The organism is Cedecea sp. NFIX57, from assembly GCF_900177785.1.
Taxonomy (GTDB): domain Bacteria; phylum Pseudomonadota; class Gammaproteobacteria; order Enterobacterales; family Enterobacteriaceae; genus Cedecea; species Cedecea neteri_C.
Map to the genome: position 1 here is coordinate 1 of NZ_FXAS01000002.1, position 13,851 is coordinate 13,851.

Sequence of the window (13,851 nt, forward strand, 5' to 3'; positions counted from 1 at the left end):
ATGGTTTCAAACTGGTACTGCTGCGGGGAAAGTTCTCTGAGCATGGCGGTCAGTCCGTTTTTTGCACTGACCTTATTAGATCAAAGTCCCGGCCTCACGGCCAGGACTTTGTCAGCAGTCTGAAAACCCCGGCATGCCGGGGTTTTTTGTTTTTACTCTTCGCCCTTCTTCTGGCTCAGCCCGTACTCACGCAGCTTGTTGGCGATCGCGGTGTGGGAAACCCCCAGCCGTTTTGCCAGCTTACGCGTGCTTGGATAACTGCGGTAAAGCTGAGTTAACACGGAACGCTCAAAGCGGCTGGTGATATCGTCCAGTGAGCCTTCCATTGCCTCTTCCCCCACGGCCAGGCTGGCCGAATCGAAGTCCGGCAGCAGGATGTCCTGTGGACGCAACTCGTAGCCTTCCAGCTGGGTTAAAGCACGGTAAATGGCGTTTTTCAGCTGACGTACGTTACCCGGCCAGCCGTAGCGGGTCAGCACGCTGCTTAAATCGTGAGACAGCTTAGGCCGCGGTACGCCCTGCTCGTCGGCAAAGCGCGCCACAAACAGTTCCGTCAGCGGCATGATGTCCTGCGGGCGATCGCGCAGCGGCGGCAGGTTCAGGGTCAGGACGTTGAGGCGATAATAGAGATCCTCGCGGAACTCGCCTTTCTGCACCAGCTCCACCAGATTTTTTTGCGTCGCGCAAATCACGCGGACATCAACATGCACTTCGTGTTCTTCGCCTACGCGACGGAAAGTGCCGTCGTTCAGGAAGCGCAGCAGTTTGGTCTGCATACGCGGCGACATTTCACCGATTTCGTCCAACAGCACCGACCCGCCGTTGGCCTGCTCAAAGAAGCCTTTTTTCCCTTCGACGGCGTTGGCATAAGCCCCGGCCGCGTGACCAAACAGTTCGCTTTCGATCACATCGTCAGGAATAGAGCCGCAGTTCAGCGCCAGATAAGGTTTCTGTGCTCGCTGGCTGCTCAGGTGGCAGGCGTTGGCCAGAAGATCTTTGCCCGTACCGGTATCGCCCACAATCAGCAGCGGAGCATTCAGCAGCGACAGTTTGCGGGCCTGCTCAACCACATGACGCATTTTCTGGCTGACGGCAACAATCTGGTCAAAGGCGCTGAAATCGCTGCTGGAGAGGTTCTGCAGCTGGCGCCCCATGCGCACGGTAGAACGCAGCATCACAACCGCGCCCACCAGCAGCGGCTGATTATCTTCGCCATCCAGATGAACCGGCGTGATCTCCAGCAGGAAATTTTGCCCGTGGATCACAACGTGTTCGGTATGGGAATCGTGCGGTTCGCTCTCCAGCCAGCGGGTAAAGTTAAATCCGCTAATCAACGTGCCCGCATTGTGGTTACGCAGGCGATCTTCGCTCTGCCCAAATAGCGCGCAGCTTGCCGGGTTAGCCAGCTCAACTTTACTGCGCATATCCAGCGACAGCACCGGCTCCGGCAATGCTTCAAGGAGTGCGCTCAGGGCACGGTGTTCTCGCTCGGAAGGCATCCACGGCACTTTACGCACGTCGGTAACGTCAGGGATGCGGCGAATTTCCGCCATCAGGCTGCTGAAAGATTCAAAATCAAGGGAGGAAAAATTAAGGTAAATACGCCCGATCGGGTCAATTTCGATACCGCGTAAATCAATACCACGCAGCACTAACAGATCGAGCAGTTCACGAGTGAGACCAAGGCGGTCCTGACAAAAGACTTCCAGACGCATGCAGGTGACCTTATGTTACGGAAAACGGCCTATACGACCTCCAGCCGGGCTGAAGGTCCTCATAGAGTTGCAGGGATAATAACGCAGTTAGCCGTTGGCAAGAAGATGCCTGTCATGAAATGTTGACACTAAAAGACAAACCACTGGTCAACAAGCACGAAATTTATACGTGAGCTGTAAATAACAAAGGGCAGCCGAAGCCGCCCTTAGGGTCAATGATACAAATTCAGTTGGCCGGTTTGTTTTTCCCGGAGGCCAACGTCTCTTTCAGCTGAACCAGAAGCTGTTTGCGGAAATCGCCCAGCCGGGGCTTGTCATCCTCCAGCCACGGCAGCGGACGACAGAGTTCCATCGCCTTAATACCCAGACGGGCAGTCAACAACCCGGCCCCAATCCCCTGCGCGGCGCGAGCCGAAAGTCTGGCGGCAATGTCCTGCGACATCCAGTCCATACCAACTTCACGCACCAGTTCGCTCGCCCCGGCGAAAGCGATATTCAGCAGCACCAGGCGGAACAGGCGAATACGGCTGAAATAGCCCAGTTCGATACCGTACAGCGTGGCAATGCGGTTAATCAGGCGCAGGTTGCGCCAGGCAATAAAAGCCATATCCACCAGCGCCAGCGGGCTGACGGCGATCATCAGCGTGGATTCAGCGGCAGAGCGGCTAATTTCACGCCGGGCCTGCGCGTCCAGCACCGGCTGAACAAGCTGAGCATACAGCGCCACGACTTCCCGGTCGTTGTGGGTTTCATGGATCGAAGCATACCAGCGCTGCAGCGCAGGATGACCTTTATCCAGCCCGGCCTGGCTGGCCAGTTTTTCGCAGAATGCCCGTCCTCTGCCCGTACCATGACTGGCGAGCAGTTCTCGCGCCTCGTCACGCTCTTCGGCACGCTGGCGCAAACGCCACAACCGCCGCCATTCGCTGGCAATCGAGCCGACGCCAGCCGCGACGATAAGCCCCCCGGCAACACCGCCGCCAAGCGCGATCCAGTCCTGAGTGACAAAAGCGTTGTGGGTCCACTGTACGCCCTGCGCTACGACGCTGACGCCAAACAGCGCCAGCCCGGCTGTCACCATTTTGCGCCACAGGCTGCGTTTCGGCCTTAAAGCAGCCTCAATAACGGCCTCGGCCTGCCCCTCTTCGTCAGCAAGCGTTTCAACGCTGGTGGTGACCGGTGTAAATTTTTGAGCTTCCGGTTCACTGAACGCATGTGCCGCTTTCCAGTCCTGCTCTTTTTCCGCCTCCAGCGGCTGCGCAAAATCGATGCGCGGTTTAATAGGATCGCTCATCGCAATTTATCTCCAATTAAGAATTCCAGCGCCGCGTCCAGCCTGATGTGCGGCAGCGGACGGTCAACGTCCATCACCTGCGGCCGGAACTGTTCGAACTGAAAGCCCTGGTTTTGCCAGAAAGCGTTGCCCGGCAGGCGCGAAGGAACTTCCCCTGGATACACCGTCAGCGGCGCACCATCGCTCAGGCGATTACCGCGCAGCGCCGGGATTTGCTCCCCCTGCATGTCCACAATGCCGCTTTGCGTTGCCTGTACGGAAGCCAGCCCCATGCAGTCCAGGCTGATACCTTCGAAGGCCGCGTTTTGCCAGGCATCCTGCACGAGCTGTTGCAGCAGAGAAACCATGTTGGCGTGCTGGTCTACCGTGACATGATCGGCTTTGGTGGCGGCAAACAGCAGCTTATCGATCACCGGGGAAAACAGACGGCGGAACAGCGTGCGCTGCCCATAGTGGAAGCTTTGCATTAGCTGGGTTAACGCCAGCCGCATATCGTTGAACGCCTGAGGACCGCTGTTGAGCGGCTGCAGGCAATCCACCAGCACTATCTGCCGGTCGAAGCGCAGGAAGTGATTCTTGTAGAACCCCTTCACCACCTTTTCACAGTAATAATCAAATCGCGCGCGCAGCATGCCGATGTTGCTGCCCTTATCCGCCTGGGCCAGCTTTGACTCACCAAAAGCGTCCACATCCGGCCACGGGAAGAACTGCAGCGCGGGCGCACCCGCCATGTCTCCAGGCAGGACAAAGCGCCCCGGCTGAATAAAATGCAGCCCTTCTTTTTTGCAGCGCATCAGGTAGTCGGTCCAGGCTTCGGCAATCGCCGCCAGGCGGTTTTCGTCTGCGGGCGCGAGAGGATCTAAACCCTCGCAAAGGCGACGCCATTCGGCCGACCACTCGGCGCGCTGGCCCTGCAGCAGGCCCGTCATCTGCCGCGACCAGCTCAAGTAATCCTGCGCCAGCATGGGCAGGTCAAGCAGCCATTCACCGGGATAATCCACAATTTCCAGGTAAAGCGTGGACGTGTCTTTGAAATGGCGCAGCAGCGAGTCGTTGGAACGGTAGCGTAGCGCCAGACGCATTTCGCTTACGCCACGAGTCGGCGTCGGCCAGGCCGGTGGCGTGCCGAAAAGCTGCGCCATGCCCTCATCATAGGTAAAACGCTGAATGCCCAGATCGCGCTGCGGCACGCGCTTAACGCCGAGCAAACGCTCTTCACGCGCGGCGCTAAGCATTGGCAGCCGTGCGCCGGTGTGAATGCCCAGCAATTGGTTGACCATCGCGGTGATAAACGCAGTTTTACCGCTGCGGCTAAGCCCGGTTACCGCGAGGCGTAAATGACGATCGACGCCCCGGTTCACCAGGGCGTTAAATTCGTTTTTGAGTCGGTTCATAAGCGTCCTGATTGCCTTCCGCTGCAGAAAATACCTTTATTGATAATATCAAATGGGAGCGATTGCCAGGAATCAAAGCATGGCGCGGAGGAACCCGCCGCCGGGAGGTTATTTGGCCATGCGGCGGTCGTAACGGTCAGAGACGTTACGCAGAATGCGGGTCAGTAACGGCTCAAGCACCACGGCCAGCACCATTTTAAGCGGGCGACGGGCAACGGATTTTATCGCCCACGCTGCAAAACCCGCCGGGCCGAAGCGCAGCGCGGCAAGTAAAGCAAGCTTCCCGGCAAGTTTCAGGCCTGGTTTAGCTTTCTGGCTGACGGAATGGAATGTGGTCATTGTCTCTCCAAAAGCGGTTAATTGTGGTGTGCGGTTGGCATTGAGCCTGGGCTCCCTCACCCCGACCCTCTCCCCCAGGAGAGGGGGAAAACCTGTTTATCCCTTATCCCTCAATGGCAGAATAACGCCAGTTTATCCCCTCTCCCTCAGGGAGAGGGTTAGGGTGAGGGTTGTTTTACAGCTGACGAAAACGGCTGCGCAGCGTGAAAGTGTTAGACGTAATGTAACGCTCCATCGAGCGCAAACGCTGCTCACCGGCAGCCAGCTCAGCGTCCACCGCGTTCAGCAGATCGCGGTTGGTCGGTTGTGTATCTTTTTCATCTGCGCCGTAGGGCATCGGGTCCAGTACAAAGGTCATCACGATGTAGGCCACCAGCACAAAGAACGACAGGCCAAAGAATATCGATAAAATCGCAATGGCGCGGACCAGCTTGACCGGCACATCAAGGTATTGCGCAATACCCGCGCAAACCCCTTTCACCATCCCTTTCTCGGGGATACGCCACAGCTTACGACCGGAAAATGAATTCACCATTAGTTGTTTCTCCAGTTCGGGTGTTCGGCATCAAGGATCTGTTCCAGAGACTGAATGCGCTCCCGCATCTGTCGCGCCTCATCGGTCAACTGGGCGAGCCGCTGCTGCTCACTCTGTGAAAGCTGCCCTGCATCAGGACGGTTGCTGTAGTGAAGCCACAGCCAAATCGGCGCCACGAACAGCACAAAAATGGTCAGCGGGATAGCAAGAAAAAGCGCAGTCATGTGTACTCCTTACGGGTCAGGCTTGAGTCGCGATGCGCCGGGCGCACCGCGGCCTGGATTATTATTGACGATCCTGGTTCATTTTTGCTTTCAGCGCGGCGATCTGGGCACTGATTTCATCATCGGCTTTGAGCTCGGCAAACTGGGTGTCCAGCGATTTCTGTTTGCCAAAACCGTGGCTTTCCGCCTCGGATTCCATCTGGTCGATGCGGCGCTCGAAAGATTCGAATCGGGCCATCGCTTCGTCCAGTTTACCGCTATCCAGCTGACGGCGAACATCGCGTGAAGAAGAAGCCGCCTGATGGCGCAGGGTCAGCGCCTGCTGGCGAGCGCGAGTTTCGCTCAGCTTGTTTTCCAGCTCGCCGATTTCTTTTTTCATGCGCGCCAGAGTTTCATCCACGTGCACAACTTCATTTTCCAGCGTGACGATCAAGTCGGTCAGCTTCTGTTTTTCAATCAGCGCGGCACGCGCCAGATCTTCTTTTTCTTTACGCAACGCCAGTTCGGCTTTTTCCTGCCATTCGGCCTGCTGCGCGGTAGCCTGCTCAACACGACGGCTCAGCTGCTTCTTCTCGGCCAGCGCGCGGGCTGAAGTGGAACGCACTTCCACCAGCGTGTCTTCCATTTCCTGAATCATCAGGCGCACCAGCTTCTGCGGATCTTCCGCTTTCTCCAGCAGGGAGTTGATGTTCGCATTCACGATGTCGGCAAAACGAGAAAAAATACCCATAATTCAATCCTCTTAGTCATTATCTCAGGTGCCAGGCACTCTGCTCTGACAGAATATTGCAGCATCCGTGCCAACTTTTTATTTTATTGATTAATAAGGATTCATGGAAATTTGACGATCCCACAAAAGCCGCTATAGTGGTTAAATTAACTAACTATTAGGGAATTTAACCATGTCAGAAAACAAGGACAGCCTCATTGGAGAGGCCAATAGCTTCCTTGAGGTCATGGAGCAGGTTTCCCGCCTGGCCCCGCTGAATAAACCGGTGCTGGTCATCGGCGAACGCGGCGCCGGGAAAGAGCTGATAGCCAACCGCCTGCATTTCCTCTCCCAGCGCTGGCAGGGGCCGTTTATCTCCCTCAACTGCGCGGCGCTGAACGAAAACCTGCTGGACAGCGAACTGTTTGGCCATGAGGCCGGCGCGTTTACCGGCGCACAGAAGCGCCACCAGGGCCGCTTTGAGCGCGCGGAAGGCGGCACGCTGTTTCTTGATGAACTGGCCACGGCTCCAATGTTGGTGCAGGAAAAACTGCTGCGCGTGGTGGAATACGGCGAACTCGAACGCGTGGGCGGCAGCCAACCGCTGCAGGTGAACACTCGCCTCGTCTGCGCCACCAATGCCGATTTGCCGGAACTGGCCGAACAAGGGAAATTCCGCGCCGACCTGCTCGACAGGCTGGCGTTTGACGTGGTGATGCTCCCGCCCCTGCGTGAACGACGCTCTGATATCCTGCTGCTGGCCGATCACTTTGCCATTCAAATGTGCCGGGAACTTAATCTGCCGCTGTTCCCCGGCTTTACCGGGAGGGCCTGCGAGACGCTGCTTAATTATGGCTGGCCGGGCAACATCCGCGAGCTGAAAAACGTGGTCGAGCGCTCGGTATACCGTCACGGCTCAAGCGATGAGGCGCTGGACAACATTATCCTTAACCCTTTCACCCATAAACCCGCCCCGCTCCATCAGGCCAGACAAGAGGCTCCGGCGAGCCTGCCCGGCCTGCCGCTCGATCTGCGAAGCTGGCAAAACGAACAGGAGAAAAACCTGCTGGAACAAAGCCTGAAGCAGGCAACTTTTAACCAGCGCCGGGCTGCAGAACTGCTGGGCGTGAGTTATCATCAGCTACGAGCGATGCTGAAAAAGCACCAGTTAAACAGCCTGACGCCGGACTGAACGGCGCTTTTTTCATCGTCCTGCGCAGAAAATTGCCGATCGTCACCAGTAATTTTGGGGAGAAGGCAAGAGTGCGATACACTTTGCCTATCACTTGAGATAACTCAAAAACTTATGCGCGGAATGCTCTCCTCCCTGTTACTGGGTTTATGCTGCCTGAGCGGCGCGGCGCGTGCCGCAACGCCCGCTGAAAAGCCGGCAGATATTCGCCGCAGTGGCTTTGTTTATTGCGTCAACGGGCAGGTCAACACCTTTAACCCTCAGATGACCAGCGGTGGCCTGACCGTCGATACGCTGGCGGCGCAGCTTTATGACCGCCTGCTGGACGTCGATCCTTATACTTATCGCCTGGTGCCTGAGCTGGCAGAAAGCTGGGAAGTGCTGGATAACGGCGCGACCTATCGCTTCCACCTGCGCCACAATGTCCAGTTCCAGACTACCGCGTGGTTTAAGCCCACCCGGGCGTTAAACGCCGATGATGTGGTGTTTACCTTTGAGCGAATCTTCGACCGCAACCATCCGTGGCATAACGTTAACGGCGGCAGCTACCCCTATTTCGACAGCCTCCAGTTCCCGGAAACGGTGAAAAGCGTTCGCAAACTGGATGACAGTACCGTTGAATTCCGCCTCAATAAGCCGGACGCTTCCTTCCTCTGGCATTTAGCGACGCATTACGCGTCGGTGATGTCCGCTGAGTACGCCGCGCAGTTGACCAAATCTGACCATCAGGAATTGATGGACAGGCAGCCTGTCGGCACCGGCCCTTTCCTGCTTAGCGAATATCGCGCCGGGCAGTACATTCGCCTGGCACGCAACCAACACTTCTGGCGCGGCGTACCGCTGATGCCGCAGGTGGTGGTCGATCTTGGTTCCGGCGGCACCGGTCGTCTTTCCAAACTACTCACCGGCGAATGCGACGTGCTGGCCTGGCCTGCGGCAAGTCAGCTGACTATCCTGCGTGACGACCCGCGTCTGCGCCTGACGCTGCGCCCGGGCATGAACATCGCGTATCTGGCGTTTAACACCAACAAACCGCCGCTGAATAACCCGGCCGTTCGCCACGCGCTGGCGCTTGCCATTAATAACCAGCGCCTGATGCAGTCTATCTATTACGGCACGGCAGAAACCGCCGCATCAATTTTGCCGCGCGCCTCATGGGCATACGATAACGACGCAAAAATTACCGAGTACAACCCGGCGAAAGCCCGTGAACAGTTACAGGCCCTGGGCGTGGATAAACTGGAACTCCGTCTGTGGGTGCCGACCAGTTCCCAGGCCTGGAACCCGAGTCCGCTGAAAACCGCTGAGCTGATTCAGGCGGATATGGCGCAAATTGGCGTGAAGGTGATTATCGTGCCGATGGAGGGCCGCTTCCAGGAAGCCAGGCTGATGGACATGAATCACGATCTGACGCTGGCCGGCTGGGCAACGGACAGTAACGACCCGGACAGTTTCTTCCGCCCGATGCTGAGCTGCGCGGCAATTGGCTCGCAAACCAACTATGCCCGCTGGTGTAACCCGCATTTCGACAGCGTGCTGCAAAAAGCGCTCTCTTCTCAGCAACTCTCCGCTCGCATTGAAGCTTATAACGAAGCGCAGGACATTCTGTCCGCCGAGCTACCGGTGCTGCCGCTGGCTTCTTCGTTAAGGCTGCAGGCCTACCGCTACGACATGAAAGGCCTGGTGCTCAGCCCGTTCGGCAACGCCTCATTTGCGGGCGTGTCCAGGGAAAATGAAGAGGCGAAAAAATAATGATCATCTTTACTTTGCGCCGCCTATTGTTGCTGCTGATCACCCTGCTTTTCCTGGCGGTGGTCGGCTTTAGCCTCAACTATTTTACGCCGCACGCGCCGCTGCAGGGTGCCTCGCTGTGGAACGCCTGGGTGTTCTGGTTTGAAAGCCTGCTGCACTGGGATTTTGGCGTGTCCAGCATTAACGGTCAGTCGATTAACGAGCAATTACGCGACGTTTTCCCGGCCACCATGGAGCTGTGCATTCTGGCCTTTGGGCTGGCGTTGCTGATTGGTATCCCGGTCGGGATGCTGGCGGGCATCATGCGCAATAAGTGGCAGGATAAGCTGATCAGCGCCCTGGCGCTGGTGGGCTTTTCGATTCCGGTGTTCTGGCTGGCGCTGCTTCTGACGCTGTTTTTCTCACTGACGCTGGGCTGGTTCCCGGTCTCCGGGCGTTTTGACCTGCTGTATGAGGTCAAGTCCGTCACCGGCTTTGCGCTGGTGGATGCGTGGCTCTCGGACTCACCTTACCGTAGCGAAATGATCGTCAGCGCCCTGCGTCATATGGTGCTGCCTGTTGCCGCGCTCGCCGTCGCCCCGACCACCGAAGTGATTCGCCTGATGCGCATCAGCACTATCGAAGTGTTCGATCAGAACTACGTCAAAGCCGCCGCCACGCGTGGGCTTTCCCGCTTCACTATTTTGCATCGCCATGTGCTGCACAACGCGCTGCCGCCGGTGATCCCTCGCCTGGGCCTGCAGTTTTCAACCATGCTGACGCTGGCGATGATTACCGAAGTGGTCTTTAGCTGGCCGGGCCTGGGACGCTGGCTGATTAACGCCATTCGCCAGCAGGATTACATGGCGATCTCCGCCGGGGTGATGGTGATTGGTTCGCTGGTAATTATTGTTAACGTAATTTCCGATATTTTGGGCGCTATGGCCAACCCACTGAAGCATAAGGAATGGTATGCCTTACGATAGCGTCTACCGCGAAAAGCGACCGCCAAGTACGCTGCGCCTGACGTGGCGAAAATTCTATGGCGATACCACCGCGATGATTGGCCTCTACGGCTGCGGCGGGCTGGCTATTCTGTGCCTGTTCGGCGGCCTTTTTGCACCTTATCAGATTGACCAGCAGTTTCTGGGCTACCAGCTTTTGCCGCCGTCCTGGTCCCGCTACGGCGAAGTGTCGTTCTTCCTCGGCACCGACGATCTCGGCCGTGACGTGCTGAGCCGCCTGCTGAGCGGCGCGGCTCCCACCGTAGGCGGCGCGTTTGTCGTCACCCTTGCGGCGACAATTTGCGGCATCGTGCTCGGCGTGATTGCCGGGTCGACCCACGGCCTGCGTTCGGCGGTGCTGAACCACATTCTCGATACGCTGCTGTCGATTCCTTCGCTGCTGCTGGCGATTATTGTGGTCGCCTTTGCTGGCCCACATCTCAGCCATGCGATGTTTGCCGTCTGGCTGGCGCTGCTGCCGCGAATGGTACGCTCGGTCTACAGCGCAGTGCACGATGAACTGGAGAAAGAGTACGTGATCGCCGCCCGTCTGGATGGCGCTTCTACCCTGAACATTCTGTGGTTTGCCGTCATGCCTAATATTACCGCCACGCTGGTAACGGAAATCACGCGAGCACTGTCCATGGCGATTCTGGACATTGCCGCGCTCGGTTTTCTCGATCTTGGCGCGCAGCTCCCTTCTCCGGAATGGGGTGCAATGCTCGGCGACGCACTGGAACTGATTTACGTTGCGCCCTGGACTGTCATGCTGCCCGGGGCGGCCATTATGATAAGCGTTCTGCTGATCAACCTGCTTGGCGACGGCCTGCGCCGCGCAATTAACGCGGGGGTGCAATAATGCCGCTACTTGATATCCGCAATCTGACCATCGAATTTATGACGTCCGAAGGCTGGGTAAAAGCCGTCGATCGCGTGAGTATGACGCTTGGTGAAGGGGAAATTCGCGGCCTGGTCGGCGAATCCGGCTCAGGGAAAAGCCTCATCGCGAAAGCTATCTGTGGCGTTACCAAAGATAACTGGCGGGTCACCGCCGACCGTATGCGCTTTGACGATATCGACCTGCTGCGACTCTCGCCGCGCGAGCGCCGCCGGCTGGTGGGTCACAACGTGTCGATGATTTTCCAGGAGCCACAATCCTGCCTGGATCCTTCTGAAAGAATTGGCCGCCAGCTGACCCAAAATATTCCCGGCTGGACTTATAAAGGCCGCTGGTGGCAGCGCTTCGGCTGGCGCAAACGCCGGGTTATCGAGCTGCTGCACCGCGTGGGGATTAAAGATCACAAAGACGCCATGAGCAGCTATCCGTACGAGCTGACGGAAGGTGAATGCCAGAAGGTGATGATCGCCATTGCGCTGGCAAACCAGCCGCGCCTGCTGATTGCGGACGAGCCCACCAACGCCATGGAGCCGACCACACAGTCGCAGATTTTCCGTCTGTTAACGCGGCTCAATCAGAACAACAACACCACCATTCTGCTGATTAGTCACGACCTGCAGATGCTGAGCCAGTGGGCGGATAAAATTAACGTGATGTACTGCGGGCAAACCGTGGAAAGCGCGACGAGCGAAGAGCTGGTCGCCACCCCGCACCACCCGTATACCCAGGCGCTGATCCGCGCAATCCCTGATTTTGGAAGCCCGATGCCGCACAAGAGCCGGTTAAATACCATGCCGGGTGCGATTCCTCTGCTGGAACAATTGCCGATGGGCTGCCGCCTTGGGCCACGCTGCCCTTATGCCCAGCGCAAATGCATTGAAGCGCCGAGGCTTGAAGGGGCGAAAAATCACCTCTACGCCTGTCATTTCCCGCTGAATATGGAGAGTCAGTAATGGTCGAAACGCTGCTGGAAGTCCGCAATTTAAGTAAGACGTTTCGCTACCGTACCGGTTTGTTCCACCGCCAGCACGTCGAAGCGGTAAAGCCGCTCAACTTTACGCTGCGCGAAAAGCAAACGCTGGCGATTATCGGGGAAAATGGCTCAGGTAAATCTACGCTGGCAAAAATGCTGGCGGGGATGATTGAGCCAACCACCGGCGAGTTAGTGATTGACGACCACCCTCTCCACTTCGGCGATTATTCCTGGCGCAGTCAGCGGATCCGCATGATATTTCAGGATCCGAGTACGTCTCTGAACCCACGCCAGCGCATCTCGCAAATTCTGGACTTCCCGCTGCGGTTGAATACCGAGCTGGAGCCGGTACTGCGGCAAAAGCGCATCCTGGACACCTTACGCATGGTTGGCCTGCTGCCGGACCACGCCAGTTATTACCCGCATATGCTGGCGCCGGGGCAAAAACAGCGTCTGGGCCTGGCCCGCGCGCTGATCCTCCGGCCGAAGGTGATTATCGCCGACGAAGCGCTGGCTTCGCTGGATATGTCTATGCGCTCACAGCTGATAAACCTGATGCTTGAGCTGCAGGAAAAGCAAGGAATTTCTTATATTTACGTGACTCAACACATTGGCATGATGAAGCACATCAGCGACCAGGTGATGGTGATGCACGAAGGCGAAGTGGTGGAGCGCGGCAGCACGGCCGACGTGCTCGCCTCCCCGCTGCATGAATTGACTAAACGGCTGATTAACAGCCACTTCGGCGAGGCTTTAACCGCTGATGCCTGGCGTAGAGATCGTTGATTCGCACTTTTCCTAACGGAAAAGTGGTCGGATTAACGCTTACGCAGGAGTCATGTTAGAATCGCCCCGTCTTAACGTCGGCTTGCCTGTTTATTCACCTGCTGGCCGCAACAACAATGACTATTAAGGATTAAAGCTATGGGTTTTCTTACCGGTAAACGCATTCTGATCACTGGCGTCGCCAGTAAACTCTCCATTGCCTACGGTATTGCACAGGCGATGCACCGCGAAGGCGCCGAGCTGGCATTCACCTACCAGAACGAGAAGCTGAAAGGCCGTGTGGAAGGTTTTGCTGCCGAGCTGGGTTCAAGCATTGTGCTGCCTTGCGATGTGGCTGAAGATGAGAGCATCGAAGCGCTGTTTACCGAACTGGCGAAAAGCTGGCCGAAATTTGACGGTTTCGTTCACTCCATCGGCTTCGCCCCAGGCGACCAGCTGGATGGCGACTATGTGAACGCCGTTACCCGTGAAGGCTTTAAAATTGCCCACGACATCAGCGCATACAGCTTTGTTGCAATGGCGAAAGTTTGCCGTGAAATGCTGAACCCAGGCTCCGCCCTGCTGACCCTGTCCTACCTGGGCGCAGAGCGTGCTATCCCTAACTACAACGTTATGGGCCTGGCTAAAGCATCTCTGGAAGCTAACGTTCGCTACATGGCTAACGCTATGGGCCCAGAAGGCGTGCGCGTGAATGCCATCTCCGCTGGCCCAATCCGTACCCTGGCTGCTTCCGGCATCAAAGACTTCCGCAAAATGCTGGCCCACTGTGAAGCCGTTACCCCGATTCGTCGTACCGTAACCATCGAAGATGTGGGTAACTCCGCAGCCTTCCTGTGTTCCGACCTGTCTGCCGGTATCTCCGGTGAAGTGGTTCACGTTGACGGCGGTTTCAGCATCGCAGCCATGAACGAACTGGAACTGAAAGACTAATTTCTGTTTCTGAGCGAAGCGGGCTGCGGCCCGTTTCGCTATTTCCCCCTGTTTTCCTCGCCTGATTCCGAATTAGTTATACCTTTCCGATATTTATTATCACCGATCATTCTTTTGTCACCTCCCG

General features: G+C 57.0%; 14 protein-coding genes. 7 read left to right on the top strand and 7 right to left on the bottom strand.

Annotated elements, in window-relative coordinates; all coding sequences use genetic code 11:
- Nucleotides 1-152 precede the first annotated feature (152 nt).
- From tyrR to pspA, 7 genes are all read right to left on the bottom strand, one after another.
- On the bottom strand, nt 153-1,715 hold the full coding sequence (gene tyrR, locus B9Y90_RS01400) for a transcriptional regulator TyrR (RefSeq protein ID WP_039293991.1): 1,563 nt from the start codon (nt 1,713-1,715) through the stop codon (nt 153-155).
- Nucleotides 1,716-1,941: 226 nt separating this feature from the next.
- The gene (locus tag B9Y90_RS01405) at nt 1,942-3,009 is read right to left on the bottom strand and encodes a YcjF family protein (protein WP_085539992.1); all 1,068 of its coding nucleotides are present in this window, start codon (nt 3,007-3,009) and stop codon (nt 1,942-1,944) included.
- Nucleotides 3,006-4,403: a YcjX family GTP-binding protein gene (locus tag B9Y90_RS01410; protein ID WP_085539993.1), complete on the bottom strand. Its 1,398-nt coding sequence runs from the start codon at nt 4,401-4,403 to the stop codon at nt 3,006-3,008. Before B9Y90_RS01410 ends, B9Y90_RS01405 begins: the two co-directional genes overlap by 4 nt.
- 108 nt (nt 4,404-4,511) lie before the next feature.
- On the bottom strand, nt 4,512-4,742 hold the full coding sequence (gene pspD, locus B9Y90_RS01415) for a phage shock protein PspD (protein WP_085539994.1): 231 nt from the start codon (nt 4,740-4,742) through the stop codon (nt 4,512-4,514).
- A gap of 175 nt (nt 4,743-4,917) precedes the next feature.
- A complete protein-coding gene (gene pspC / locus B9Y90_RS01420; protein ID WP_085539995.1) occupies nt 4,918-5,277 on the bottom strand; it encodes an envelope stress response membrane protein PspC in 360 nt (119 codons plus the stop codon).
- The gene (gene pspB, locus B9Y90_RS01425) at nt 5,277-5,501 is read right to left on the bottom strand and encodes an envelope stress response membrane protein PspB (protein WP_008461355.1); all 225 of its coding nucleotides are present in this window, start codon (nt 5,499-5,501) and stop codon (nt 5,277-5,279) included. Before pspB ends, pspC begins: the two co-directional genes overlap by 1 nt.
- A 61-nt stretch (nt 5,502-5,562) precedes the next feature.
- Nucleotides 5,563-6,231: a phage shock protein PspA gene (gene pspA, locus B9Y90_RS01430; protein ID WP_038471992.1), complete on the bottom strand. Its 669-nt coding sequence runs from the start codon at nt 6,229-6,231 to the stop codon at nt 5,563-5,565.
- Nucleotides 6,232-6,403: 172 nt separating this feature from the next.
- Between pspA and pspF the strand changes: the two genes are divergently transcribed.
- The 7 genes from pspF to fabI all read left to right on the top strand — a co-directional run bounded on the left by pspF (nt 6,404) and on the right by fabI (nt 13,724).
- Nucleotides 6,404-7,402: a phage shock protein operon transcriptional activator gene (gene pspF, locus B9Y90_RS01435; RefSeq protein WP_085539996.1), complete on the top strand. Its 999-nt coding sequence runs from the start codon at nt 6,404-6,406 to the stop codon at nt 7,400-7,402.
- A 114-nt stretch (nt 7,403-7,516) separates the two neighbouring features.
- Nucleotides 7,517-9,154 (top strand): ABC transporter substrate-binding protein SapA, encoded by a 1,638-nt coding sequence (gene sapA, locus B9Y90_RS01440; protein WP_039294012.1) that lies wholly within the window; start codon nt 7,517-7,519, stop codon nt 9,152-9,154.
- Nucleotides 9,154-10,119: a putrescine export ABC transporter permease SapB gene (sapB, locus tag B9Y90_RS01445; RefSeq protein ID WP_039294015.1), complete on the top strand. Its 966-nt coding sequence runs from the start codon at nt 9,154-9,156 to the stop codon at nt 10,117-10,119. The genes sapA and sapB overlap by 1 nt, the downstream gene beginning before the upstream one ends.
- Nucleotides 10,106-10,996 (top strand): putrescine export ABC transporter permease SapC, encoded by an 891-nt coding sequence (gene sapC, locus B9Y90_RS01450; protein ID WP_085539997.1) that lies wholly within the window; start codon nt 10,106-10,108, stop codon nt 10,994-10,996. The genes sapB and sapC overlap by 14 nt, the downstream gene beginning before the upstream one ends.
- The gene (sapD, locus tag B9Y90_RS01455) at nt 10,996-11,988 is read left to right on the top strand and encodes a putrescine export ABC transporter ATP-binding protein SapD (RefSeq protein WP_039294023.1); all 993 of its coding nucleotides are present in this window, start codon (nt 10,996-10,998) and stop codon (nt 11,986-11,988) included. Before sapC ends, sapD begins: the two co-directional genes overlap by 1 nt.
- Nucleotides 11,988-12,794 (top strand): putrescine export ABC transporter ATP-binding protein SapF, encoded by an 807-nt coding sequence (sapF, locus tag B9Y90_RS01460; RefSeq protein ID WP_085539998.1) that lies wholly within the window; start codon nt 11,988-11,990, stop codon nt 12,792-12,794. Before sapD ends, sapF begins: the two co-directional genes overlap by 1 nt.
- A 138-nt stretch (nt 12,795-12,932) precedes the next feature.
- Complete coding sequence (gene fabI, locus B9Y90_RS01465; RefSeq protein WP_039294025.1) at nt 12,933-13,724, top strand: enoyl-ACP reductase FabI; 792 nt, start codon at nt 12,933-12,935, stop codon at nt 13,722-13,724.
- Nucleotides 13,725-13,851: the final 127 nt, after the last annotated feature.

Excerpts from the sequence above, each read along its gene's own strand:
- tyrR (WP_039293991.1), bottom strand. The coding sequence starts at position 1,715 with ATGCGTCTGGAAGTCTTTTGTCAGGACCGCCTTGGTCTCACTCGTGAA.
- B9Y90_RS01405 (WP_085539992.1), bottom strand. The coding sequence starts at position 3,009 with ATGAGCGATCCTATTAAACCGCGCATCGATTTTGCGCAGCCGCTGGAG.
- B9Y90_RS01410 (WP_085539993.1), bottom strand. The coding sequence starts at position 4,403 with ATGAACCGACTCAAAAACGAATTTAACGCCCTGGTGAACCGGGGCGTC.
- pspD (WP_085539994.1), bottom strand. The coding sequence starts at position 4,742 with ATGACCACATTCCATTCCGTCAGCCAGAAAGCTAAACCAGGCCTGAAA.
- pspC (WP_085539995.1), bottom strand. The coding sequence starts at position 5,277 with ATGGTGAATTCATTTTCCGGTCGTAAGCTGTGGCGTATCCCCGAGAAA.
- pspB (WP_008461355.1), bottom strand. The coding sequence starts at position 5,501 with ATGACTGCGCTTTTTCTTGCTATCCCGCTGACCATTTTTGTGCTGTTC.
- pspA (WP_038471992.1), bottom strand. The coding sequence starts at position 6,231 with ATGGGTATTTTTTCTCGTTTTGCCGACATCGTGAATGCGAACATCAAC.
- pspF (WP_085539996.1), top strand. The coding sequence starts at position 6,404 with ATGTCAGAAAACAAGGACAGCCTCATTGGAGAGGCCAATAGCTTCCTT.
- sapA (WP_039294012.1), top strand. The coding sequence starts at position 7,517 with ATGCGCGGAATGCTCTCCTCCCTGTTACTGGGTTTATGCTGCCTGAGC.
- sapB (WP_039294015.1), top strand. The coding sequence starts at position 9,154 with ATGATCATCTTTACTTTGCGCCGCCTATTGTTGCTGCTGATCACCCTG.
- sapC (WP_085539997.1), top strand. The coding sequence starts at position 10,106 with ATGCCTTACGATAGCGTCTACCGCGAAAAGCGACCGCCAAGTACGCTG.
- sapD (WP_039294023.1), top strand. The coding sequence starts at position 10,996 with ATGCCGCTACTTGATATCCGCAATCTGACCATCGAATTTATGACGTCC.
- sapF (WP_085539998.1), top strand. The coding sequence starts at position 11,988 with ATGGTCGAAACGCTGCTGGAAGTCCGCAATTTAAGTAAGACGTTTCGC.
- fabI (WP_039294025.1), top strand. The coding sequence starts at position 12,933 with ATGGGTTTTCTTACCGGTAAACGCATTCTGATCACTGGCGTCGCCAGT.